At 65.6% G+C, this 23,092-nt stretch carries 31 protein-coding genes; 28 read left to right on the top strand and 3 right to left on the bottom strand.

The features are described 5' to 3' along the window. Positions 1-6: 6 nt before the first annotated feature. Both EPO41_RS02965 and EPO41_RS02960 read left to right on the top strand, forming a co-directional pair. Positions 7-774, top strand: a complete 768-nt coding sequence (locus tag EPO41_RS02965) for an aldolase/citrate lyase family protein (RefSeq protein WP_296320157.1) — start codon at positions 7-9, stop codon at positions 772-774. A 213-nt stretch (positions 775-987) separates the two neighbouring features. Next, positions 988-1,377: a hypothetical protein gene (locus tag EPO41_RS02960; RefSeq protein ID WP_296320155.1), complete on the top strand. Its 390-nt coding sequence runs from the start codon at positions 988-990 to the stop codon at positions 1,375-1,377. A 101-nt stretch (positions 1,378-1,478) separates the two neighbouring features. Here the strand turns inward: EPO41_RS02960 and EPO41_RS02955 are convergent, their stop codons facing one another. After that, positions 1,479-1,661, bottom strand: a complete 183-nt coding sequence (locus tag EPO41_RS02955; RefSeq protein WP_296320152.1) for a hypothetical protein — start codon at positions 1,659-1,661, stop codon at positions 1,479-1,481. A gap of 245 nt (positions 1,662-1,906) precedes the next feature. On the opposite strand from EPO41_RS02955, the gene EPO41_RS02950 reads away from it, so the two are divergent. The 7 genes from EPO41_RS02950 to EPO41_RS02920 all read left to right on the top strand — a co-directional run bounded on the left by EPO41_RS02950 (position 1,907) and on the right by EPO41_RS02920 (position 6,987). Next, the gene (locus EPO41_RS02950) at positions 1,907-2,239 is read left to right on the top strand and encodes a hypothetical protein (protein ID WP_296320150.1); all 333 of its coding nucleotides are present in this window, start codon (positions 1,907-1,909) and stop codon (positions 2,237-2,239) included. A 291-nt stretch (positions 2,240-2,530) separates the two neighbouring features. After that, entirely contained in the window at positions 2,531-2,728 is a 198-nt protein-coding gene (locus EPO41_RS02945; RefSeq protein WP_296320147.1) for a hypothetical protein, read from the top strand. A gap of 21 nt (positions 2,729-2,749) precedes the next feature. Beyond that, on the top strand, positions 2,750-3,208 hold the full coding sequence (locus tag EPO41_RS02940; protein WP_296320145.1) for a hypothetical protein: 459 nt from the start codon (positions 2,750-2,752) through the stop codon (positions 3,206-3,208). Between the two features lie 10 nt (positions 3,209-3,218). Then, positions 3,219-3,818, top strand: coding sequence for a cysteine hydrolase (locus EPO41_RS02935; RefSeq protein WP_296320142.1), 600 nt, complete (start codon positions 3,219-3,221; stop codon positions 3,816-3,818). A gap of 200 nt (positions 3,819-4,018) precedes the next feature. Further along, positions 4,019-6,193: a catalase gene (locus tag EPO41_RS02930; protein ID WP_296320140.1), complete on the top strand. Its 2,175-nt coding sequence runs from the start codon at positions 4,019-4,021 to the stop codon at positions 6,191-6,193. A 56-nt stretch (positions 6,194-6,249) separates the two neighbouring features. Beyond that, positions 6,250-6,789 (top strand): hemerythrin domain-containing protein, encoded by a 540-nt coding sequence (locus tag EPO41_RS02925; protein ID WP_296320135.1) that lies wholly within the window; start codon positions 6,250-6,252, stop codon positions 6,787-6,789. Between the two features lie 12 nt (positions 6,790-6,801). Next, positions 6,802-6,987 (top strand): hypothetical protein, encoded by a 186-nt coding sequence (locus EPO41_RS02920; protein ID WP_296320131.1) that lies wholly within the window; start codon positions 6,802-6,804, stop codon positions 6,985-6,987. 512 nt (positions 6,988-7,499) lie between these two features. On the opposite strand, the gene EPO41_RS02915 is transcribed toward EPO41_RS02920, so the two are convergent. Continuing rightward, positions 7,500-7,838, bottom strand: a complete 339-nt coding sequence (locus EPO41_RS02915) for a hypothetical protein (RefSeq protein ID WP_296320127.1) — start codon at positions 7,836-7,838, stop codon at positions 7,500-7,502. Positions 7,839-8,003: 165 nt separating this feature from the next. Here EPO41_RS02915 and EPO41_RS02910 point away from each other — a divergent pair, with 165 nt between their 5' ends. The 3 genes from EPO41_RS02910 to EPO41_RS02900 all read left to right on the top strand — a co-directional run bounded on the left by EPO41_RS02910 (position 8,004) and on the right by EPO41_RS02900 (position 9,473). Further along, positions 8,004-8,462, top strand: a complete 459-nt coding sequence (locus EPO41_RS02910; protein WP_296320125.1) for a hypothetical protein — start codon at positions 8,004-8,006, stop codon at positions 8,460-8,462. 20 nt (positions 8,463-8,482) lie between these two features. Then, complete coding sequence (locus EPO41_RS02905) at positions 8,483-9,070, top strand: hypothetical protein (protein ID WP_296320121.1); 588 nt, start codon at positions 8,483-8,485, stop codon at positions 9,068-9,070. 133 nt (positions 9,071-9,203) lie between these two features. Then, positions 9,204-9,473, top strand: coding sequence for a hypothetical protein (locus EPO41_RS02900; RefSeq protein ID WP_296320119.1), 270 nt, complete (start codon positions 9,204-9,206; stop codon positions 9,471-9,473). 6 nt (positions 9,474-9,479) lie between these two features. Here EPO41_RS02900 and leuC read toward each other — a convergent pair whose 3' ends face one another. Next, on the bottom strand, positions 9,480-10,892 hold the full coding sequence (gene leuC / locus EPO41_RS02895; protein WP_296320116.1) for a 3-isopropylmalate dehydratase large subunit: 1,413 nt from the start codon (positions 10,890-10,892) through the stop codon (positions 9,480-9,482). Positions 10,893-10,972: 80 nt separating this feature from the next. Between leuC and EPO41_RS02890 the strand changes: the two genes are divergently transcribed. From EPO41_RS02890 to EPO41_RS02815, 16 genes are all read left to right on the top strand, one after another. Beyond that, positions 10,973-12,514, top strand: a complete 1,542-nt coding sequence (locus EPO41_RS02890) for a terminase (protein ID WP_296320113.1) — start codon at positions 10,973-10,975, stop codon at positions 12,512-12,514. Positions 12,515-12,844: 330 nt separating this feature from the next. After that, positions 12,845-13,708, top strand: a complete 864-nt coding sequence (locus tag EPO41_RS02885; RefSeq protein WP_296320111.1) for an energy transducer TonB — start codon at positions 12,845-12,847, stop codon at positions 13,706-13,708. Positions 13,709-13,884: 176 nt separating this feature from the next. Further along, positions 13,885-14,058: a hypothetical protein gene (locus tag EPO41_RS02880; protein WP_296320109.1), complete on the top strand. Its 174-nt coding sequence runs from the start codon at positions 13,885-13,887 to the stop codon at positions 14,056-14,058. 29 nt (positions 14,059-14,087) lie between these two features. Further along, positions 14,088-16,118 (top strand): portal protein, encoded by a 2,031-nt coding sequence (locus EPO41_RS02875; RefSeq protein ID WP_296320107.1) that lies wholly within the window; start codon positions 14,088-14,090, stop codon positions 16,116-16,118. After that, positions 16,111-16,719, top strand: coding sequence for a hypothetical protein (locus tag EPO41_RS02870; RefSeq protein ID WP_296320104.1), 609 nt, complete (start codon positions 16,111-16,113; stop codon positions 16,717-16,719). The genes EPO41_RS02875 and EPO41_RS02870 overlap by 8 nt, the downstream gene beginning before the upstream one ends. Positions 16,720-16,731: 12 nt before the next feature. Next, positions 16,732-17,751 carry a major capsid protein gene (locus EPO41_RS02865; RefSeq protein WP_296320102.1) on the top strand — a complete coding sequence of 340 codons (1,020 nt, stop codon included), beginning with the start codon at positions 16,732-16,734 and terminating at the stop codon, positions 17,749-17,751. Positions 17,752-17,780: 29 nt separating this feature from the next. Further along, positions 17,781-18,209 carry a Bbp16 family capsid cement protein gene (locus EPO41_RS02860; protein WP_296320099.1) on the top strand — a complete coding sequence of 143 codons (429 nt, stop codon included), beginning with the start codon at positions 17,781-17,783 and terminating at the stop codon, positions 18,207-18,209. Between the two features lie 14 nt (positions 18,210-18,223). Next, positions 18,224-18,487, top strand: coding sequence for a hypothetical protein (locus EPO41_RS02855; protein ID WP_296320097.1), 264 nt, complete (start codon positions 18,224-18,226; stop codon positions 18,485-18,487). Between the two features lie 85 nt (positions 18,488-18,572). Then, entirely contained in the window at positions 18,573-18,938 is a 366-nt protein-coding gene (locus tag EPO41_RS02850; protein ID WP_296320094.1) for a hypothetical protein, read from the top strand. Between the two features lie 4 nt (positions 18,939-18,942). Next, positions 18,943-19,776 (top strand): hypothetical protein, encoded by an 834-nt coding sequence (locus tag EPO41_RS02845; protein WP_296320091.1) that lies wholly within the window; start codon positions 18,943-18,945, stop codon positions 19,774-19,776. Then, positions 19,776-20,003, top strand: coding sequence for a hypothetical protein (locus EPO41_RS02840; RefSeq protein ID WP_296320088.1), 228 nt, complete (start codon positions 19,776-19,778; stop codon positions 20,001-20,003). Before EPO41_RS02845 ends, EPO41_RS02840 begins: the two co-directional genes overlap by 1 nt. Before the next feature lie 2 nt (positions 20,004-20,005). Next, positions 20,006-20,269: a DUF6127 family protein gene (locus EPO41_RS02835; RefSeq protein ID WP_296320086.1), complete on the top strand. Its 264-nt coding sequence runs from the start codon at positions 20,006-20,008 to the stop codon at positions 20,267-20,269. An 8-nt stretch (positions 20,270-20,277) separates the two neighbouring features. Beyond that, a complete protein-coding gene (locus EPO41_RS02830) occupies positions 20,278-20,751 on the top strand; it encodes a lysozyme (RefSeq protein ID WP_296320083.1) in 474 nt (157 codons plus the stop codon). Continuing rightward, on the top strand, positions 20,752-21,294 hold the full coding sequence (locus tag EPO41_RS02825) for a hypothetical protein (protein WP_296320079.1): 543 nt from the start codon (positions 20,752-20,754) through the stop codon (positions 21,292-21,294). Further along, positions 21,295-21,915: a hypothetical protein gene (locus tag EPO41_RS02820; protein ID WP_296320077.1), complete on the top strand. Its 621-nt coding sequence runs from the start codon at positions 21,295-21,297 to the stop codon at positions 21,913-21,915. Next, positions 21,912-23,092, top strand: a 1,181-nt coding sequence (locus EPO41_RS02815; protein WP_296320074.1) for a ubiquitin-activating E1 FCCH domain-containing protein, incomplete at its 3' end; no start/stop codon positions are given. The genes EPO41_RS02820 and EPO41_RS02815, both read left to right, overlap by 4 nt.

Below are 23,092 nucleotides of genomic sequence, written 5' to 3'. Positions count from 1 at the left end.
CCGGCCATGCGAAAGAACAAGATCAAAGAGATTTGGGCCGCGGGGAAGTGCGCGACCTTGGGCTGGCTCTCGGTGCCGAACACCTTTACCGCCGAGGTGATGGCACGGCAGGGCTTTGACGCGCTGTGCGTCGACCTGCAGCATGGCCTCTCGGAGATGAAGGACGTGGCGCCAATGCTGCAGGCGATCTCCCAGACCGACACGGTGCCGGTGGTGCGCGTGGCCTGGAACGAGCCGGCCGCGATCATGAAAGCGCTCGATCTCGGCGCCTACGGCATCATCGTGCCACTGGTCAACAATGCCGAGGAAGCCGCCAAGGCCGTCGCGGCATGCCGCTATCCGCCGGTGGGCATGCGCTCGTCTGGCCCGGTGCGCGCCGTTCACTATGGCGGCGCGGACTACGTCGCCAAGGCCAATGACGAGATCATCGTCATGGCGATGATCGAGACCAAGGAAGGCATCGCCAACCTCGAAGCCATCTGCGCGACGCCGGGCCTCGATGCCGTCTATATCGGCCCGGCTGACCTTTCGTTCGCGCTCGGCCTGCCGCCGCGCGGCGACAATCCCGATCCGCTCCACATCGCGACCTGCGACAAGATCCGTGATGCGGCGCACAAGGCCGGCATCAAGTGCGTCATGCATTGTGCCGCCGCACCCTTCGCGGCCGGCGCCGTGAAACGCGGCTTCGACATGGTGATGCTGACCGCCGATCTCTCCTGCATGATCGCGGGCGCCCGTCAGCAGCTCGAGGAGCTGAAGGCCAAGTCGGCCTGACGCAAAACGACGGCGAAGGCGCGGCAGCGGTACCCGGGGCCGTCACTGTTGCCGCTCCAAAGCATTTGTTGCAGCTCGAACATCGCGGGAGGAGGAAATTTCGCGTAAACGCCGGCCAGAGTGCAAAAATCTCGTCCTTTTGGCGAGGCGACGCCAACTATTCCCGAAAAAGTGGTGACTGCTTTCGGGAGGATGTGGCGAAAGCTGCTGCCAATGTCCACGTTGATTCCAGCCGATCGAGATGGCGTACATGATTTCGATAATTGTCAGAGGATGGAAATGGCCGATGAGCGCACGCGAAGCTTGCAGCTTTCCAAGTATTACTGCACCGAAAGGACGCTCGAAATAAAAGCAGAGCTCCTTCGGCTTGCGGCCGAAAGCGCTGAACTCAAGACCGAACTCGACATGACGGCCGAGCCTCGGCGACAGGGGGCAATCCGTCGCCGCCGGGCTTACCTCAATCGTCGCAACGATGAACTCAAGGGGGAGCGTGCCGCGCTGGCGGCTGAGCTACAGGTTGCTTCGGATGGGCTCAGGTCCGCGTCTCAGTCGGCGGAAGCTGCGACCTCCAAACAGCTCGACGGCCGCACTCCGGAAGCCTAGGGCGCCGACGACCGGAGCAGGCTTCCCGCGCTGTACTGGCGGCCACCGCCCCTCATCAGCGGGCATGCCTCCTGTCGTGTCAGACTAAATTGTTCCGCGCTCTAATGGGCCTCGAGTGCGGCGAGTGCCTGGCGGATCTGTATTTCCGCCGCCGGCCAGCGCCGGATCGCTTGCTCGGGCTTCAGCACCTCGGTTTGCAACTCCGATTTCATGTAAACGAGTTCGCCGTCGTCATTGACTTCGAGCGAACCTTCGATGCCGGCGACTGCAATTTTTCTGGCCATGCCATCCTCCGCACGCTGTGACATGAGCGACTACGCGCGCCAGCCTTTTCTGTTGCATCACGCGCGACCCGGGCTGCGCGTTCCGACAAATCGACTATTCCCATCTCGAATGCGGCAATTCGCGAACAAAACTTCGTGAACAATTTGCATGCTCGAAGCGTTCCATTCACAATTTACCGACTCGCATATCACCGCGGCGAATCGAATGCTTGGATGCCAATCGATGTTGCGATAGTGGTGAAGTCATGACGGATTTGGCGGACGCGACACGTCACTTACTTTGCCAGCGTATCCATCGATTCGTGCTCGTCTTGGAACGCTTCCGGCGCAATCCAAATCGGCGGGAGGCCTACCACATCCTCTCGGCCATAGAATTGCTTCGTGAGGGCCGGTATGAGGCGGGATTAGAAGCCGTCCGCGCTGCCGAGCATGTCGCCCCGATTCCCGACGGGCTGGCGTTGTTGCCGGGCCTCCACGACGATATGACTGCCGTCGAATTGCGCCAGGCCCTGCGTGCTGAGGTGCGACCCGCCAGTACGACCGAGGCAACTGGCACGGCGGCTGAGGCGGGCAAATAAACCGCGTCGCCGGCTGTCTGCCGGCGAGAATAGAAACTTTGCAACCTTTTGCCGGCGGTGGCGTTTATTCAGCCTTCCGCGTCCGTGTGCGGTACCAGGTTGCAGTGCGCTTCTTATGAAGATTGTTCGCGCGCGGTTGAGCAGATCCTGAAAAGGCGCGTTCGATGAACCTTTTCGGTCGGCCACGCGTCCTCCCATGATGCGAATTTGTCACAACCCCCCTGCAACCGCCTTGAAGAAGTCCCGTTGGCAAAGAGGTGACGCGATGTTCGCCAGCGTGAGGAGGAGAGGATGCCGTTCGACGCGACCCATGCGGAACTGGGGTTTGAACTGGCCTCGTTGCGCGCCTTGGGAGAAGGGCGCCGCCGGCGATCGCTTGCCGATCGGATGTTGCGTGAGCGGCGGGACATGTCGACCGACTCCGACGCGCGCGTTGGACGAAAGATGCCGCAGATTCCCGTGGTTCCTCCATCGCGAACCGAACCGTAGTCGCTGCGGGGATAATCGCCGATGCCGCGCATCGCCTGGGCCGACCTGGCTGGTTCCCCTGATGCCGCTTTCCTCTTGGCGGGCGAACTCGCGCCCTGTTTTGCGGGAGGGCGGCGCGACGATGATCCCTTCGACAGTGCGCGGCTCAGGTTTGCCGCCAATTTGATCGTGCGTACCTGCAGCCAGCTCAAGCTCAAGGGGCCATTCGCGGTGCAACCGTCCCGCGACGGCAACAGCCTGGTGATCCACTGCGCGCTGACCGAACAGGATGATTTCGAGCGTCTTACCGAAGCAACCGGCGCCACCGAGGTCGAGGCCCTGTTTTGGCGCGGTCGCCGCCAATTCCAGCTCGACGAGGCGCGCCACGAGGCGTTGCTTGCCATCGCCGGACCGCCCGATGGGCGCGGTGCCGGCCGTCGTGCCCGTGTAGCTGCCCGCGAGGCGGAAGAACAATCGCGCTATCGCTGGGGTCAGGACTGAGGGGCGTGGCGTGAAGGATGCGGGCTTCCGGCTGGAGGCCGACCGTACGCTGCATCTCTGCATTGACATGCAGCGGCTCTTTGCGGAGGAGACGGCGTGGCAGGTACCGTGGCTGCCTCGCGTTCTGCCGGCCGTCACCGAGATCGCGAAGTGGCATGTCCGACACACCGTCTTCACCCGATTCTCGCCGCCTCTTGCGCCCGATGCCGCCCAGGGCGCGTGGCGTACGTATTACGAACGCTGGCCGCAGATGACGCGCGAGGTGCTGGAGCCACACCTGCTCGAGCTGGTCGAGCCGCTGGCCCGACTGGTGCCGCCGGCCCGCACGGTCGACAAGCCGGCCAACTCCGCGTTCAGTCGCGCCGGCTTCGCCGCAGCTCTGAAGCGACGGCGCGTCACCACCCTGGTCGTCACTGGCGGTGAGACGGATGTCTGCGTGCTGGCGACGGTAATGCAAGCGATCGACTTGGGCTTCCGCATCGTGCTGCCAATCGATGCTCTGTGCAGCACCAGCGACGGCGCACATGATGCGCTTGTCGACCTGTTCCGCACGCGCTTCGCCGCGCAGGTGGAGGCGACAACGACCGAGGATCTTCTGCGCCGCTGGTAGTCGTTGAGCGTCCGAAAGCGGCCGCTGCTGCGCGCCAGCGATCCTTGCGATTCGCAACACTGCGCCGGCAAAGAGCAGGGCGATGGGGCGACGCTAGGTCCTCTTTGCTCCCTCGCGCGCACAATGTCGAAAGGAGGGCAACCGTTCTTCCTGCGGCTGCGTTGGCAGCGCTCCTCACGCACAACCGAACGGAACCTCCCATGGCCAAGAAGCCCGTACCGCCGACGATGGCTCCTCCCTCTCCCCGCACGGCAGGACAGGACACGGCTCTCGACAGGAAAACGGCAACGCGGCAGGACACGGCCAAGACGAGTGATCTTCGCCCCGATACGGCCGCTCCCGGTGACCTGCTCACCACCAATCAGGGTGTCGGCGTCAGCGATGACCAGAACTCGCTGAAAGATGGCGTGCGCGGGCCGACGCTGCTTGAAGACATGCTGATGCGTGAAAAGATCACGCATTTCGACCATGAGCGAATCCCGGAGCGCGTGGTGCATGCGCGCGGGGCGGGGGCGCACGGTGTGTTTCAGGTCTATGAAGACCTCTCGGCATTGTCCTGTGCGCAGGTCTTTCGCGACCCGCAGGTCCAGACACCGGTCTTCGTGCGCTTTTCGACGGTCGCAGGCTCGCGGGGGTCGACCGACACGCCGCGCGATGTTCGAGGCTTCGCGGTCAAATTCTACACCCAGGAAGGCGTTTGGGATCTGGTCGGCAACAACATGCCGGTGTTCTTCATCCAGGATGCCAACAAGTTCCCCGACCTGATCCATGCGGTGAAGCCCGAGCCACACAATGAGATTCCGCAGGCGCAATCGGCTCATGACACGTTCTGGGACTTCGTATCGCTGACGCCAGAGAGTGCCCACATGCTGATGTGGCTCATGAGCGATCGCGCGCTGCCGCGCAGCTACGCGACCATGGAGGGGTTCGGCGTCCACACTTTCCGCCTCGTCGATGCCGAGGGTGGTTGGCGCTTCGTCAAATTTCATTGGAAGCCCCTGAAGGGTGTGTGCTCGCTCATCTGGGACGAGGCGAACCTTCTGGGCGGTCGTGATCCGGATTTCAACCGGCGCGACCTTTGGGAAGCCATAGAGCGTGGCGACTTCCCGGAATGGGAGCTCGGCCTGCAGATCGTCGAGCCGGTCGATGAGCACAAGTTCGACTTCGATCTGCTCGACGCGACGAAGCTCATCCCGGAGGAGCTCGTCCCGATCCGCAAGGTCGGGAAGCTCACGCTCAATCGAAATCCGGACAATTTCTTCGCCGAGACAGAGCAGGTGGCCTTCCATACCGGGCATATCGTGCCGGGCATCGACTTCACCAACGATCCACTGCTGCAGGGAAGGCTCTTCTCCTATATCGACACGCAGTTGCGCCGCGTCGGGCCGAACTTCCACGAGTTGCCCATCAACCGCTCACTGCGACCGGTGGACAACAACCAGCGCGACGGGTTCGGGCGGATAACGATCAATCCCGGCAAAGTCTCATACTTCCCCAACAGCCTGGGCGGCGGCTGCCCGATGCATTCGCCCACCGCGGCGGGGGCGTTCCGTTCGGTCGCGGTGCAGGAGGCTGGCGCCAAACTGCGCCAGCGCAGCGACAGTTTCAGCGACCACTTCAGCCAGGCGACGATGTTCTGGAACAGCATGAGTGACTGGGAGAAGGACCACATCGCCGCGGCTTTCGCCTTCGAGCTCAATATGGTCGTCGACCAGGGTGTGCGGCACCGCGTCATGAACGAGCTGCTGTGCAACATCTCCCCGCAACTCGCCGACATGGTCCACGGGGCGACCGGTATCGAGGTTGCTCCAGCCGGCACGCCCGAGGCGCCGACCCCCTCGGCCCCGACTCCGTCGGGACCGCTCAATCCTAAGGCGGACGAACTTCGCTCCCCGGCACTTTCCATGGACCGGGCCCCGCCCCTGGTGCGCGGGCGCAAGATCGCCATCCTGGTAGGGGAGGGGGTCGACTCGGCCCTCGTGAAGACGATGGTCGGCGACCTCACAAAGGCCGGCCAGGTGCCCGAGCTGATTGGTCCGACTGCCGGCGCCGTCATCGACTCCACGAGCAAGCCGCTGCCGGTCAACCGCGCCGCGCCCAACGCGCCATCGGTGATCTACGACGCCGTACTGATCCCGCCCGGCGTCGCCGAGGGGCTGATGGCCATGCCGCTGGGCCAGCGCTTCATCGACGAAGCTTTCCGGCACGGCAAGCCGATCGTGGCGGCGGAGGACGCGCGCGCCCTGTTCGAACGGATCGGCATCACCGATGCGGAAGGGGTGGTTGTCGGCGCCACCAAGCTCACGACCCTCCTGCTCGACAACCTCGCCCAGCATCGCTTCCCCCGGCGCCTCTCGAATCTTGCGCCGAACTGATTGCAACTGAACCCGGGGCAGCCCGTTTCGCCGACAAGCCAACCATAGGAGACTTCATGGCTACGAAAGAGAATGCGGTTGCTCTGCTCAAGGCCGACCATCGCAAGGTCGAGGAGCTGTTCGAGTCGTTCGAGAAGGCCCGGTCGGAGGACCGTAAGGTCGCGCTGGTGAAGGAGATCTGCACCGAGTTGACGGTACATGCTACCATTGAGGAGGAGATTTTCTATCCGGCCTGCAAGGGCAAGATCGAAGACGGAGAACTGCTCGAAGAGGCCTATGTCGAGCATGACGGCGCCAAGGTCCTGATCGCCGAACTGCTGGAGGGTTCGCCGTCGGACGAATTCTACGACGCCAAGGTCAAGGTCCTGTCCGAGATGATCAAGCATCACGTCAAGGAAGAGGAAATGCGTTCCGAGGGCCTGTTCGCCGAGGCGCGGGACGCCGGCATGGACCTCGACGATCTCGGTGACCGGCTGAAGGCCCGCAAGGCGCAGCTCCTCGCCGAGTTCAAGGAAGCGGGTGCCCTACCGCCGCCACAGACCCGCTCCTTCACCGGCCATAAGCTCGCCCAGAGCCAACCGGTGCAGATGCAATGATCTGCTGACCCGATGAACGCCCAGCAGGAGCATCGCGAGAGTCTCGAAGAGGAAGCAACCCACGCGACCGACGAGGCTCGCATGGTTCTGCCGGGCGTTCAGGCGATCATGGGCTTCCAGCTTATCGCCGTATTCAATCAGCGCTTCGAGACCCTGGCTGCAGGAGACCCGTCGCGTCACTCGCGGTTTCTTCCTTGACCTGGCTTCCAGGCTCATGACCTGGGCTCTACTGCCCCTCATGACTGGCCTCGCAGCCGACACCTACATTCTCGTGTTCATGGTGGCAGACGACAGGATGACCGCCCTTGTCGGCGCCCTCGTCCCAGCTGCGTTGGGATCGTTGTGGTTCGTGATGCCGTGGGTTGTGCAGAAGTTAGAGATGCGACAGTGCCGATCGATCTTGCGATTTCCAGGCGGACCGCTACCGCTCGTGCTCGACAGGGACGGCGTCGTGCTCGTCAATCGGTCGAGGAGCGTGAAAAGCGGGCGCCATGAGCCGCGAGCAACTCAACCGCGTCCACGCCGCCCCAGCTGGCGGCAAGGGGCGGCGTGGTCGACATGGTTCTGTGCTGTACACGCGCGGGCCAGGGCCTGGAATGATCCGGAACGTGTTGGCGCACGGGTTGCGGGCAAAGACGCTGGAGCAAGGCCTGCCCGATTATGCCGCGCCGGTCATTGTCTGCCGGGACCTGCATTCGATCGGGGAGCGATCAGCGTTTACCGGCTTTCACTGCGGTGAGCGACTCGTCGCCGGGCTGGACGGGAGTGGCCTCGATGAACGATACAGGATCGGACCCCGGGAAACTGTCCTTGAGAGCGGCATCCAGCTTCTTGTCCATCTTCTCGGCCAGGGAGGCCGGCTTATTGCCGGAAGCGCTGGCTTTGCCCGTCTCTTCCCGGGCAATGCGCTGCTCGAGCGCCAGGAGTTCCTGCTCCATCATCTTGAGATCCGATGTCTCGCGCTTCGATGCCCCGCCGGTTTTTCCGGCGCTCGCGATCTTCGCCTTCAGGTCGTCGCGCTCCTGCATGAGCTGTTCCGTCTTGGTCATGGCATTCCTCGGGCTGAATCTCGTGTCGCTCCCGGAGATAACGCGGCACGTCCAGTCGAAGTTGCAGCAAAAGCCGAGCCGTTCGCTGGCGTACCGCAACCATTCGCGCGCGGCCCGTTGAAGCGGCGGCTGACTTGATCAGCTCCATCTTGGAGGAACGAAGAAATGAAGAAGATGTGTGCCCTTGCGGCCATCGCGGCGTGGGCTGTCAGCGCCCCCGCATTCGCCGCCACGGACGCCGAGTGCCAGGACATGTGGAAGAAGGCCGACGCCAACAGCGACGGCAACGTCTCGGGAGGTGAGGCCATCCGTTACATCTCGTTTATGCGCGTTGCCGGCATGACGGTCGCGACGGAAGGTACGATTACGCAGGGCGAGTTCATGAACGCCTGCAAGGCCGACGCCTACAAGGCAAAGAAGGCCGATGCGGGTGCGCCCCTGAAGGGCTCCAACTCCTTCACCGAGGGGCAGGCGAAGGATCGCATCATTGCTCAGGGCATGGACGGCGTGACGGGGCTCAAGAAGGACGCTGACGGCATCTGGCGTGGCACCGCCCAGCAGGGCGGCAAGTCGGTCGAGGTTGCCGTGGACTACAAGGGCAACGTCGTCACAGCCAATCAGTAACCGCGAGGAGGAACACGACCATGAAGACCATAAGCCGAGCCTATGACAGCTATGCCCAGGCACGTGCGGCCGTCGATGCAGTGGAGCGGGCGGGTGTCCCGAGCAGCGACGTGAGCATCGTGGCCAACAAGTACGTCAGCGCCGAGTACGCCGATGTCGACGACGTGAACAAGACAGCGGCCGGTGCCGGTATTGGTGGCGCTGTCGGCGCGGGCGCAGGGCTCCTGGCAGGCCTCGGCATGTTGGCAATCCCGGGCCTCGGTCCTGTCGTGGCCGCGGGTTGGCTCGCCTCGACCGCCGCCGTCGCGGCGGGTGGCGCGGCCGCTGGCGGAATCGTGGGTGCGCTCGCCGATGCCGGCACCGACCGCGACCACGCCGAGGTCTACTCGGAAGCCGTGCGGCGTGGCGGAACGCTTGTCACTGCGCGCGTACCGGACGGCGATGCGGCGCGTATTGAGGCGATCCTTGCTGCGTCGAGCCCAATCGACCCGATGGCGCGCGGCGCAGAATATCGCGCTGCCGGCTGGAAGAGCTTCGATCCCAAGGCCCCACCGTATCGTCCGAGCCAGGCCGAGATCGACCGCATGCGTGCCAACTGGCCGGGCTGAGCGGCGCCAAATTCTGGAGAAGAAGGGGCCCTCTCGGGCCCCTTTTTGTGACATTTTTGTCACCAGCGAGGCGCGGTCACGCAACAACCACAGCGCCCAGGAGTTGACTCTCCAACAGGACGGAGAGTGAAGAATGGAAACGGCACGTACACTCCTTGACGATTTCACCAAGTATTTGGTCGGCCCAACGGATCCACGGGAGCGGCTGGATATTCTGGAGCGCGACCGGCTGGGCGCCGAGGCCGAGATTCGGGCGGTGCTGGATAAGCTAGCGGCCAAGTACGCCGTGACCGGTGATGATGTCGATGACGCAATGGTCAGCATCGGTCTCGCCATCGGAGACATGACTTACGAGCGCGAGATCGAATATCTCGAGGAGATCGACGTCACGCCGCCCGTCTAGACACGTTCAGGCCAGCTCCCGCACGTCGACCAAGGCGCCCATCACCGCAGCGGCCGACGCCATGGCTGGCGAAACGAGGTGGGTGCGGGCCGCCGCTCCCTGGCGTCCCTCGAAGTTGCGGTTCGACGTGCTGGCGCAGCGCTGTCCGGGCGACAACCGGTCCGGGTTCATGGCAAGGCACATCGAGCAGCCAGGCTGTCGCCATTCGAAGCCCGCGTCGATGAGCACGCGGTCGAGCCCTTCTTCTTCCGCCTGCCGTTTCACGAGCCCGGATCCTGGAACGACAAGCGCTCGCACGCCGGGCGCCACCCTGCGGCCTCGTAGCACGCTCGCGGCAGCGCGGATGTCTTCGAGGCGCCCGTTGGTGCATGAGCCAATGAAGACGGCATCGACCTTCAGGCCGGCGAGCTTCTGCCCCGGTATCAGTCCCATATAGTCGAGCATGCGCCGGCGTTGGGTGCGGCGCTGGAGATCGAGCTCGTCGTCCGGATCGGGCGCGGCGCCGGTGATCGCCAGTGCTGTCTCGGGGTTGGTCCCCCACGTCACCATCGGGGCGATTTGTGTGGCGTCGATCGTCGTTACCCGGTCCCACGATGCGCCGGCATCGGAGGGCAGGGTACGCCACCACTGGATGGCGTGGTCGAGCGCGCCACCTTCGGGCGCCCGCTCGCGGCCCCGCACATAGGCGAAGGTCGCTTCGTCGGGCGCGATCAGGCCCGCGCGAGCCCCCATCTCGACCGCCATGTTGCTCACCGTCATACGGCCGGCCATGTCGAGCGACGCAATCGTGTCTCCGCAGAATTCGATCGTATGGCCGCTGCCGCCCGCCGCGCCGACCTGTCCGACGATCGCGAGCGCCAGGTCCTTGGCCGAGGTGCCGAAGGGCAGGCCGCCCGTCGCCTCGACCTTCATGTTGCATGCCTTCTCTTGCACCAGCGTCTGCGTCGCCAGTACCTGTTCGACCTCCGATGCGCCAACGCCGAAGGCGAGCGCGCCCAAGGCCCCGTGCGTGGAGGCATGAGAATCGCCACTCACGATGGTCTGTCCTGGCAATGAGAAGCCGAGCTCGGGCCCGATCACGTGGACGATGCCCTGGCGTTCGTCGAGCAACGGTATGTAGGGCACGCCGAACGACGCGACATTGGCTTCCAGCGCGGCGACCTGCGCCCGCGACTTCGGCTCCGTGATACCGTTGCGTCGGCCTTCGGTGGGGACATTGTGATCGACGACGGCAAGCGTCGCGGCGGGCCGCCGCACCGGACGCCCGGCACGCCGCAACCCATCGAAGGCCTGCGGGCTGTGCACCTCGTCGAGCAGGTGTCGGTCCACATAGAGCACGCATGTCCGCCCGCCCAGCCGCTCGACGACATGTGCGTCCCAAATCTTGTCGTAGAGGGTGCGTGGATACGGCGCCGTCATGACCTGTCCTGCTTTGGGGGAACTTGGAGGATGTGCTTTCTCCTTGCAAACGCAGAATCCGGTCCATCAGAACCCAGATCGTGGCCGACGTTCCGGATTCCCCATCCTTCTCGCAGGCCGCCGCCCTCGATCCCCTGGCTGTCGAGATCGGGACCTATGCGCACGATCCGCTTGGTTTCGTGCTGTTCGCCTTCCCCTGGGGCGAGGCGGGGACGGTGCTGGCGAAGGACGCGGGGCCTGAGCTGTGGCAGCGTGAGGTGCTTCAGGAGATCGGGCGGTCCCTCGACAGCGCCTCCGCCGCGATCCGCGTCGCCGTCGCCTCGGGCCATGGTGTCGGCAAGTCGGCGCTGGTGGCGTGGATCATCGTCTGGGCACTCGCCACCTTCCGCGACACGCGCGGGGTCGTGACGGCCAACACCGCGACGCAGCTCAAGACCAAGACCTGGCCCGAACTCACCAAGTGGCTGCGGCTGGCTATCTGCGCCGGCTGGTTCGAGATCGGGGCCACGTCCATCGCCAGCACGCAGCCCGCGCACGAGCGGACCTGGCGCATCGACGCCGTGCCCTGGAGTCTGCGCAGCACCGAGGCTTTCGCCGGCCTGCACAACCAGGGCCGGCGCCTGTTCGTCGCCTTCGACGAGGCCTCGGCCATTCCCGATCCGGTCTGGGAAACCATCGAGGGTGCTCTGACCGACCACAACACCGAGATCCTGTGGTTGGCTACCGGCAATCCGACGCGCAACACCGGCCGCTTCCGCGAATGCTTCGGCCGCTTCCGGCATCGCTGGCAGCGGCACCAGGTCGACGGTCGCAAGGTCTCGCTCACCGACAAGGACGAGATCGCGCGCTGGGCCGCCGACTATGGCGACGACAGCGATTTCTTCCGCGTCCGCGTGAAAGGTGAGTTTCCGAGAGGGGGCGCCATGCAGTTCATCGACGGCGAGACGGTAGAGGAAGCCGCGCGGCGCCCAGCTGAAGGCCATCTGCGCCAGCCGCTGGTGATGGGCGTCGATTGCGCGCGCGGCGGCGACGATCAGAGCACCATCTGGTTCCGGCGCGGTCGTGACGCGCGCACTGTCCCCGCGATCAAGCTCCGGGTCGGTGATTTAATGGTCCTGTCGGGCAAAGTCGCCGAGCAGGCCATCCGGCATCGCGCGACGGCGGTGTTCATCGACGAGGGCGGCATCGGCGCCGGTGTCGTCGACCGCGTGCGCCAGATGCTGGGGGGCCACCTCGTCGTCGGTGTCAATTTCGGCGGCCGTGCCGATCGCTATACTCTGGGCGACGGCATGCCGCTCACCGCCAACAAGGCTGCCGAGATGTGGGCGTCGATGCGCGCCTGGCTGAAAACCGGCGCCATCCCCGACGATCCCGAGCTGTTGGCCGAACTCACGGGGCGCGAATACGGCTTCAACCTCCATAACGCGATCCAGCTCGAGAAGAAGGAGGACATGAAGAAGCGCGGCCTGGCCTCGCCCGACAATGCCGACGGTCTCGCGCTCACCTTCGCCTATCCGGTGGCGGATCTGCCGCAGGAGACACGGTTCGTGACGGTCGGCGGGACGGGCGCGCCGGCCGCCGTCACGATCGAGTCCGACTACGACCCGCACACGGATCTCTGAGCGCTGGACTCACACAGACTGCATTGGCATGGTCGAGGCCAGTCGCACGAAGAGGCGATTTGGGAGGCATCCCGGGCGACCGATCGATCGGCCGACACGATGTCTGGAGGCCCGCCGTTCCCCTCGTCTCCGAGGGAGCGGCGGGCCTTTTCAGTTCTCCGACCAAGGCGGCGCGCCGCAGGCGATGCCGTCGGACTGTGGCGACAGCGGATGCGGCATGCCCGCATTGGATCCGGATTTGTATACTATCCTGCGGGTGTCGTTGTACCGCCGTGGCCGAACAAGCTACCGTTGCGGCCGGCGGTGCGGAGGATCGACATCAGACATCCGATGGTTTTCTGGCGTATTTGCCGTGCGGCGATGGCCATATCCATGGCTGTTGTGCCCATCGCGGTGGGAACTGCCAGTGCCGACACTTTTCCGGATTCCGTCGCTCAGGTGGGACCTTGGCAGTTGCGGGCGACGACGCGCGGCACGAACCCGGCGTTCGACGGGTGCGGAATCCGACGGATATTTGCCGACGGCTTCATTCTGTACCTGGGTCAAGGGTACAGCGGCAGCCGGGGGATGTCTGCCGAGGTTCCGAGCTGGGGATTGAAGGCCGGTGAGACCTATTCGGCCACCTTCGCCATCGGCGGGCGCACCTTCACCTTCATCGGAACCGCGAGAACGCCCACCTTGATGACATTCCGAGCGGCGCCCGAGTTCTTCGAGGAACTGAAATCGGATCGACCGCTGGAGGTCAGCGCAAACCAGCGCAACTTCACCGTCAACCTCGCCGGCGTAGAAGAAGCAACGAAGCGGCTGGCTACCTGCGTCAAGGAATATAGCGGCCGCATCTTGCCTCCTGCGTTGCGCACGCCAGCACCGCAGAATGCCAGTCCCGCGACACACCCGGCGTTGCCCCTGGCTGTTCTTGCGCCGCCTCGACCGGTCTACCCGGCCGGTTCCAGGCAGGCGGGACACGAGGGCTCGACCCTCATCGACGTGACTGTCGATGTGAATGGTCTTCCGAGCATCATCGTCGTGGAAAAATCATCCGGTCATCCGGCGCTCGATGAGGCGGCGATCGAGGCTGTGAAGGTTGCGCGATTTCAGCCGTATCTTGTCAACGGCAAGCCTCAGCCGGTACGAGTGAAAGTGCCGATTCGCTTCGTGCTGGACGAATCGGAAAGGCCGGCACGCAGGAACTAGTTGCTGGATGCGCAAACGGGCATGGGTGAACGCTATCGCCTAAAAGGCTGTCGCGGCCACTTCCCAAAACTTCCCGCTTGCATCCCCAGAATCCGGTTCGTCAGTAACTCAAGGGCTCGCTCACAGGAGAGACGCCCTTGGGAATTTTTGGTGGCGGACAGGCCGCTTATCCTCCGATGTCACCGCTGGCCCTCCCGCCGGCGCCCGATCCCGTCCCGTCGATGGCCGATCCGTCGGTGCGAGAGGCGCGGGAGGCGCAGAAGAAGCGCGCCGCTGCGATGGCGGGCTATGCTTCGACGATCGCGACGGCGGCCTCGGCCTCACCGGCGCTGCTTCCACGACCGCCGTAAGCGGCAAGACGATGCTGGGGGCCTGAGCAATGGCCCACGATCCTGCCCTCCGCCGCCACATCGACGCCCGTCTCAACGTCCTGAAGCGCCAGCGCCAGTCCTGGGAGCCGGGTTGGCGCGAGTTGTCGCGCTTCGTCAATCCGCGGCGCGGCCAGTTCTTCACTTCGCCCAACCAGGGGGGCCGCGGCGCGCAGGCCAATGCCGCCATCCTCGATCCCACGGCACTCTTTGCGTTGCGGACCCTGGTGGCCGGGCTGATGTCGGGTGTCACCTCGCCGGCCAGGCCGTGGTTCCGCCTCTCGATTCCCGACCGCCGCGTGGCGTCGCTGACGCCGGTGAAGGTGTGGCTCGACGAATGCGCCGAGCGCATGCGCATGGTGTTCAACGCCGGCAATCTCTACTCGGCGTTGCCGTCGATGTACGAGGAGCTGGGTCAATTCGGAACCGGCTGCGCGATCGTCGAGTTCGACCGCGAGGACGTGATCCGCCTCTACACGCTGTCGACCGGCGAATACTGGCTGGGCCTCGACTGGCGTGGCCGGGTCGACACGCTGGCGCGACGCTTCATGTATTCGTATCGCCAGATCCAGGAGCGCTGGCCCGGCCACGGCGTTTGCGAGATCGCCGAGCGGGCGCGCGGCGCCGATGCGGATACCGAGATCGCGATCCTGCACATGATCGAGCCCAACACCGACTTCGAGAAGGGCCGGCTCGACCAGGCGGGCAAGAAGTTCCGCTCGGTTTACTGGCGCGAGGGCGGCGGCCAGGCGGAAGGCGAGTTCATCCACCGCGGCGGCTATTCGCAGTTCCCGGCGCTGACGCCGCGCTGGTCGCCGATCGGTAACGACGCCTATTCGAAGGGGCCCGGCCACGACGCGCTGCCCGACGTGAAGTCGCTGCAGATCCTGAAGAAGCGGGAACACAACGCCGTCGACAAGCACGTGAATCCGCCGATGGGCGCGCATGTCAGCCTGCGCGGCTCGGCCTCGTCGGTGCTGCCCGGCGCCATCAACTACTTCACCACCCAGGAGAGGGGAGCGGGGATGTGGCCGCTCTACCAGACGGCTCCCGGCGCCATCGCCGAGGTCGAGCGTCTCGTTGTGCGCACCCAGGCCGCCATAAAGTCGGCGTTCTTCGCGGACCTCTTCCTGATGATCTCCGACATGGAGGGCGTGCAGCCACGCAACCAGCTCGAGATCAGCACGCGTCGCGAGGAGAAGATGCAGATGCTCGGGCCTGTGCTGGAGAACCTGCACGATGACCTGCTGCAGCCGCTGGTCCAGCGCACCTTCACGATCATGGCCGAGAACGGCCTTTTCACCGATCCGCCGCCGGAACTGCATGGCTATCCGCTCGACGTCGAGCTGATCTCGATCCTGGCGCAGGCCCAGAAGGCGGCCGACCTCGGCACCGTCGAGCGGTTGTGGGCCTTCGCCGGCAGCATCTCCGCAACGCGACCCGAAGTGCTCGACAAACTGAACGCCGACGAGAGCATCGATGTCTACGCCGACAAGCTCGGTGCGCCGGCCGCCATCACCGTGGCCGACGACGTGGTGGCAAAGCTTCGCGCCGCGCGAGCGATAGGCCCAGGCGGCGCAGGCGTTGCAGATGGCTGGCGCCGTCGCCGAGGGCGCCAAGACCCTGAGCGAGACCGAGGTCGGCGGCGGCCGCAACGCCCTTCAAACCGTACTGGGAGTCTAGAGATGCACGATCCAAACGATGCCCGGCAGGTCCGCGAGGCCGAGCGGCGGGAGAAGCTGGCGCAGGAGCGCGTCGCCGACGACCTCTGCGCGGTCATGGCGACGGAGGCCGGCCGCCGTTTCGTGCACGGACTGCTCGGCCTCTGCGACATCCGCAGCGATGGCTACGTGCCGGGCGGCCCCGAGGCGCAGCGTCACCAGGACTACCGCGCCGGCCGCCGCAGCATCGGCATCGAGCTGCTGGGCGAGCTCGAACGGCACACGCCGGAGATGACCGAGCTGATGAGCGCGGAAGCCCGCTTCAGCGAGATGGAAGCCGAATTGGCGGCCTGGGCCGCGGAGGAGCAGAACGATGGCTGACGCATTCGACACGACACCCCCACGGCAGGTTGCCGACACGGAGGGATCTGGCGCCGCCAACGCGGAAGTAACGCCGACGATCGGGCCCCGCGACGAGCCAGCGGCTCCTGAAGCTGGAGCGGAAGCGGCTGCCGAAGCGCCGGCCGACTATTCCGGCCTCCGCCTTCCCGAAGGTTACCGCGCCGACGATCCGGTGTTCGGCGAAGCGACGAAGCTGTTCGGCAGCGAGAAGATCGCGCCGGAGACGGCGCAGAAGCTGATCGACTTCACCGTCGAGCGCGACAGAGAGATCGCGCGGGCGGTCAACGACCACGCCGCGTCTTCGTGGACGAAGCAGACGACCGAATGGCGCGCGACGTCCGAAAAGGAGTTCTCGCCCGAGGCGCTGGGCAATGCCCGCACCGCACTCGCCAAGGTCTTCGATCGGCAGACGATCGCCTATCTCGAAGGGCTGGGCTTCACCAACCACCCGGGACTCATCCGCGGGATGGTGAAGGTCGCCAGCACCATCAAGGACGACTCGTTCGTGGGCGGCAATGCCGGCCGCGGGACCGGCACGATGGACCCCAAGGCTCTCTATCCCAACTCCCAGCACAACTAGGAACCAAGCTCCATGGCAACGCTTTCCGTGACCAATCCGACCCTGGCCGACTGGTCAAAGGTCATCGATCCCGATGGCAGCATCGCGCAGGTCATCCAGCTCCTGTCGCAGATGAACGAGATCACCGACGACATGGTGTGGAACGAGGGCAACCTGCCCACCGGCCACCGCACCAGCGTGCAGACCTCGCTGCCGACCGGTACCTGGCGCCGCTTCAACGAGGGCATCGTGCCGACGAAGAGCACGAGCACGCAGATCACCGATTCCTGCGGCATGCTCGAGACCTACTCGGAGATCGACAAGGCGCTGGCGGATCTCAACGGCAACACGGCGACCTATCGCCTGAGCGAGGACCGCGCCTTCCTCGAGGGCCTGACGCAGCAGCTCGCCGGCGTGCTGTTCTACGGCAACACCGCGACCAATCCCGAACGCTTCATGGGATTCGCGCCGCGCTACAACACGACGTCGACCTCGACGTCGCAGACCGCCAACAACTTCATTTCCGGCGGCGGCTCGGGCTCCGACAACACGTCGATCTGGCTGGTCGGCTGGGGCGATCTCACCGTGCACGGCATCTTCCCCAAGGGCAGCAAGGCCGGACTGTCGATGAAGGACCTGGGCGAGCAGACGCTGCTCGATGCCGCCGGCAATCGTTACCAGGGTTATCGCACGCACTACAAGTGGGATGCGGGCCTGACCGTGCGCGATTGGCGCTACGTCGTTCGCATCGGCAACATCGACGTGTCGGATCTCGCGGGCTCGACGCCGGCCGACCTGGTCAAGCTGATGATGCGGGCGATGAACAAGATCCCCAACATCAAGATGTGCCGGCCGGCCTGGTACATGAACCGCACGACCAAGCAGTGGCTGGACATCCAGCGCAACCTCGGCGCCTCGGTCGCAGCCACCACCAACAACACCAACATCCGCCGCACGCTCGACGAGAGCGACGGCCGCATCTTCGACTCGTTCGGCGGCATCCCGATCCGCAAGTGCGATCAGATCACGCTGGCCGAAGCGACCGTGTCGTAGTCGACGCCACAGGAAAGGACACAGAGACCATGATGTACGACAAGCTCAACACCTTCGGCACGGACCAGGCGGTCACCACTACCGTCGCCTCGACCGACATCGTCGATCTGGGCGCGGCCCGCGACATGGGCAACGGCGAGCCGCTCGAGCTGGTGATCCTTGTCACGCAGGGCGTGACGGCCGCCGGCGCCGCGACGGTCGCCTTCACCCTGGAGACCGACGACAATGCGGGCTTCTCCTCGCCCGTCGTGCTCGCGAGCTCCGGCGCGATCGGCAAGGCAGCACTCCCGGCCGGCACCGAGGTGCTGCGCGCAAAGGTACCGCTCGATGCCGAGCGTTACCTGCGCACCAACTACACGGTGGCGACCGGTCCGCTGACGGCGGGCACGTTCACCGCCTTCCTCACACACGACCGCCAGGCCAGCAGGGCCTACGCGTCAGGCTTCACCGTGAGCTGAACGGAGACATCGTCATGGCCCTCAAGAGCGACAAGCACGACAAGTCCGCTGAGTACATCGTCGTCGACAATCCCTTCTACGACGGCGTCCAGCTCCATCCGATCGGCGCTCGTATCCTGTGGTCAGGCCCGCCGGGCCTCTCGTTGGCGCCGGTCGACGCCCCGCGCCGCCGCAGTGCGGCGGAGGCGCCGATTTTCGGCGACCCGCTGGGCGGTCGCGGCGACGGCACCCCGGTCAAGGCCGCCAAGCCGGGCGATCAGGTCGTCCTCGTCCAATGATCGTCGAGCGGTGATCAACGGGCAGTGAGCACAGAAGAAGGGGCCGGTCGTCCGGCCGGCCCCGGCATCGCGAGGAGCAGAATTCATGGCACAAGACATCGCCTATCAGTCCGCCGCCCAGCGCAGCGCCGTCCCAGTCTCGGAGGTAAGGCCGCTGCCGGTCGTGCTGACGACCCTCACGGGGGCGGCGCTCACCAGGTCGACCGTCATCATGACCGGCGCCTCGGCCGAGCTGGTCCCGGCAGATCCCACGCGACGCGTCGTCATCGTGAGCAGCGCGAACGCCAACGGCGATGCCGCGTTCGATCCAACCGGCGGCCTCTGCGCGCTCGATGCCGGCATCTCTCTTTCGGGCGGCGACACCGTGCAGATCACGGGCAAGGAGGCGCAGAGCGCCATGACCCAGATCGGCACCAACGGCCAGAAGCTCACCGTCTATACGGGGGCGTGATCCCATGCCGATCACCTTCCTGAATCGGGTGCGCGGCGGCAGCCCGCGGGCCTTCGATGCCGACGTGCTGGCGTGGCGCGATGCAGTCATCGCCAACGGCGGCCCGGTCTCGCTCGCGCGCCTGATCGTCGTCGACCAGTTCGTCTTCGGCGAGAAGGCGGCCGGTCTCTGGGCCCTGACCGACGACTACCTACCTCTCTGCGGAGAGAACGCGGTGCAGGCGTTGACCTCGCTGAAGCAACGGCGCCTCGCCACGGCGGTCAACTCGCCGACCTTCACGACGGACCGCGACTTCGTTACGAACGGCAGTACCAGCTACATCGATACGGGCTTCATTCCGGCCTCGCACGGCGTCAACTGGACCGTGTCCGCCCAGCGCCTCGCCGTCTACGAGCGTACCAACGTCGTTAACGCCGCTTCGGTATCGGCTGGTGCGTACACAGGTGCCGTGAATAAAGGTTTCATCACCAATCAGGTCGGCTCAGGCATGCTTCGGGGTGGCTTGAACACCGCCGATGGCTCGCCTGGAAACTTCGCGATCTCGCCGGCTGACAGTCGGGGACTGAAGTCCGTCAGTCGCGCCGGTGGCGGCACTACCATGCTGGGGTATGACCGGGGCGTCCGGCTTACGGACGCGACCGGCCTCACCGTGAGCAATGCTTCCCGCCCGACGCACAGCGTCTTCATTGGCGGCCTGAATTTCGTTGGATCACTCACGAACACTCGCGCCGGCGCCTTCAGCTTTGTCGTTCTCGGCGGCCCTCTCAGCGACGCGCAGGAAGCGGCGCAGTACGCCAACATCCAGGCGTTGCATACGGCGGTAGGAGCGCAGGTCTGATGGCTATGTTCATTCTCCTCACAGCCGGGCAGGCCGATCATGTCCGCGGCCCGTCGACCAGGGTGCCTTCGGCCGCCCTCGAGCCGGTCGAGCATCAGGGCGGCGTGTTCATCCTGGGCGTCGACGTGCTGGCCGACCCGGCGCACGAAGCACACTGGGCGTACCTCGCTGCGCTGCCGCAGATGGATAGCGGAGACCCGGAGTTTCCGCAGACGATCGAGCCCTAGGAATGAGCGGCCGCGATCCCGTCACGATGCCGAAGGCCGCCCTCGAGGCGATGCTCGAGGACGCGGCCGAGCGCGGCGCCAAGAAGGCGCTGGCCGGCGTGGGTCTCGGCGACGAGGACGCGCCCGAGCACATCCGCGGCCTGCGCGATCTCTTCAACGCCTACCGCACCGTGCGCAACGGCGCGCTGAAGCAGATCGGCCAGGCCGTCGTCATCTGCCTCATTGGCGCGCTGATCATGTTCGCCGGCCAGAAGTTCAAGCCATAGGAGCCATCTTGAGCCACGTCGCCAACTCCCTGATGGTCACGTCCGATGTCGGCCTGTCCCTGATCAAGGTTTCGGAAGGTCTGGAGCAGGAAGCCTATCCCGATCCGGGAAACAAGGTCACGGGCGAACCCTGGACCATCGGCTACGGCCATACGGCCGGCGTTCGCCGTGGGGACACCTGCACGGAAGAACAGGCCAGCGAATGGCTGCGGCAGGATCTCGGCCTGGCCGAGGCCGCGGTGCGGACCCGGGTGGAGGTGCCATTGACGCAAGGCCAGTTCGACGCGCTGGCAAGCTTCATCTTCAACGTCGGCGTCCACGCCTTCGTGCACTCGACGCTGCTGCGGCTGCTGAATGGCGGGGACTACGAGGGCGCGGCCGGACAATTCGAGCGCTGGATCAACGGCGCCTCCGGGCCATTGCCGGGCCTCGTCGCGCGCCGCGCCGCCGAGCGCGATCTGTTCCTTTCACAGGAGGCCTAGATGCCCTTTCTCCCTCTGCTGCTCGGCCTCGCGCCGACCGTCGCATCCTGGATCATGGGCGACAAGACCGGCGCCGCGGTGTCGAAGGTCACCGGCATCGCTCAGGAGATCCTGGGTACGTCGGATGCCGGCGGCATCGAGCGCGCGATTTCGGCCGATCCCAACCTGGCTCTGCAGTTCAGGATGGCGGTGATCCAGGCCGAGGCGGACGCGCGGCGGCAGGCGTTCGAGACGCTGCAGGCGCAGCTCGCCGACGTGCAGAGCGCCCGCAACCAGACCGTTGAACTCGCGAAGGCGGGTTCCGCCATCGCGTGGGGCGCTGTCGTCGTCAGCATGCTCGTGACGGCGGCTTTTATGGCCGCGCTGTGGTTCGTCGTCCGCCAGGAGATCCCGTCCGCTTCGCGCGAGATCGCCTACATCCTGCTCGGCACCCTGGGGGCGAAGTTCGGCGATATCGTCGCCTATTGGGTCGGCTCCAGCTCGGGCTCGGCGCAGAAGTCCGCGGCACTGGAGAAGGCCGTCGTGGCGGGGGGAGGGCGCTAGATGCCGGCCGACACCGATATCGGCAACATGGCGCTCAGCCGGCTCGGCACGCGCGCCACCATCGCCGATCTGACGGAGAACAGCACCGAGGCGCGGCAACTCAATCTCTGGTACGCGACCGTGCGCGACGAGCTCCAGTCGCTGGTCGACTGGAACTTCAACCGTGTCTCGCAGGCGCTTGCGGCCTCGGGAACGCCGCCGGCGCGCTGGGCCTCGAGCTACGCCTATCCGTCCGACTGCCTCAGGATGCGGCGGCTTGATTTCGGCGGCGCGAGCTGGGTCGCCGGCTCGCAGGCGACCGGCTTCGAGATCGCCTCCAACGGCAGCGGGACCTTCCTCTACTGCAACGAGGACCAGGTATCGGCGGTCTATGCCCAGAGGGTCACCGATCCGGCACGCTTCACGCCGGGCTTCATCCTGGCCTTCGTCGACTGCCTCGCGGCGTCGGTTGCGCATGCCATCACGCAGAAGGAGGACCTCGCCGAGCGCCTCGCACGCCGGGCTCAGGAGCGCATCGAGCGTGCCCTGGCCGACAGTGCCAACGAGGGCATGCTGCCGGGCGACGCGGACCGGTTGGCGCAGAGCCTCGCAGTGCGCGGCCTCGACGGGAGCGTGCCATGACCGTGCCGCTCGTCCTCCCGAGCTTCGCCGCCGGGGAGCTGTCGCCGGCGCTGCACGGCCGCGTCGATCTGGCGAAGTACCAGGTTGGCCTCGCGACCTGCCTCAACTGGTTCATCCATCCGTTCGGCGGGGCCAGCACGCGGGCGGGGACGGCGTTCGTCGGCACGGTCCTGGACGCCACCAGGCGCTCGCGCCTGGTGCCCTTCGCCTTCAATACCGAGCAGACCTACGTGCTGGAGTTCGGCGACCAGAAGATGCGGGTCGTCAAGGAGGGCGGCTACGTCCTGGAAGGGGCGGTGACGATCGCCGGCATCAGCCTGGCCAATCCCGGCGTCGTCACGACCTCCGGCGCGCACGGATACTCGACGGGCGACCGGGTGTTCCTCGACGGCATCGCCGGCATAACGGCGCTGAACCGCCGCACCGTGACCGTGACGGCGCTGGGCGCTAGCACCCTCTCGATCGGGATCGACACGTCGGGTTACGGCGCCTGGACCTCGGGCGGCACCGTGGCGCGGCTCTATACGCTGGCGACCCCCTACGTCGAGGCCGACCTGCCGCGGCTCAAGTTCGTGCAGAGCGCCGACACGATGACGCTGACGCACCCGTCCTACGCCCCGCGCAACCTGACACGCACCGGCCATGCGGCGTGGTCGCTGACGGCGATCACCTACGCCCCGACCCAGCAGCCGCCGACGGCACTGGCCTCCAGCTCAGCCGGGTCCGGCTTCGACTATGTCGTCACGGCCGTGAGCGAAGAGACCGGCGAGGAGAGCGTGGCGTCGGCGTCCGTGAGCGCCACCACGCAGACCTCCAAGATCACCTGGACCGATGCCGCGGGCGCGAACTCCTACAACGTCTACAAGGGCAAGAACGGCGTCTATGGCTTCATCGGCCGGGCCGGGGACGGCACCACGGGCTTCACCGACACGACGGTGGCGCCGGACACATCCGACACGCCGCCCGAGGACAAGAACCCGTTCGACGCGACGGACAAGTATCCCGGCTGCTCGACCTATCACGAGGGGCGCCAGTGGTACGCCCGCACCAACCAGAAGCCGCAGACGCTCTATTCGTCGGCCTCGGCCGCCTTCAACAACATGAACACCAGCTCGCCGTCCAAGGACAGCGACGCCATCACCCGCACCATCGCCAGCCGCGAGGTGAACGAGATCCG

It is taken from the genome of Reyranella sp. (assembly GCF_004297265.1).
GTDB lineage: Bacteria > Pseudomonadota > Alphaproteobacteria > Reyranellales > Reyranellaceae > Reyranella.
This window is presented reverse-complemented; position numbering and strand designations above follow the sequence as displayed.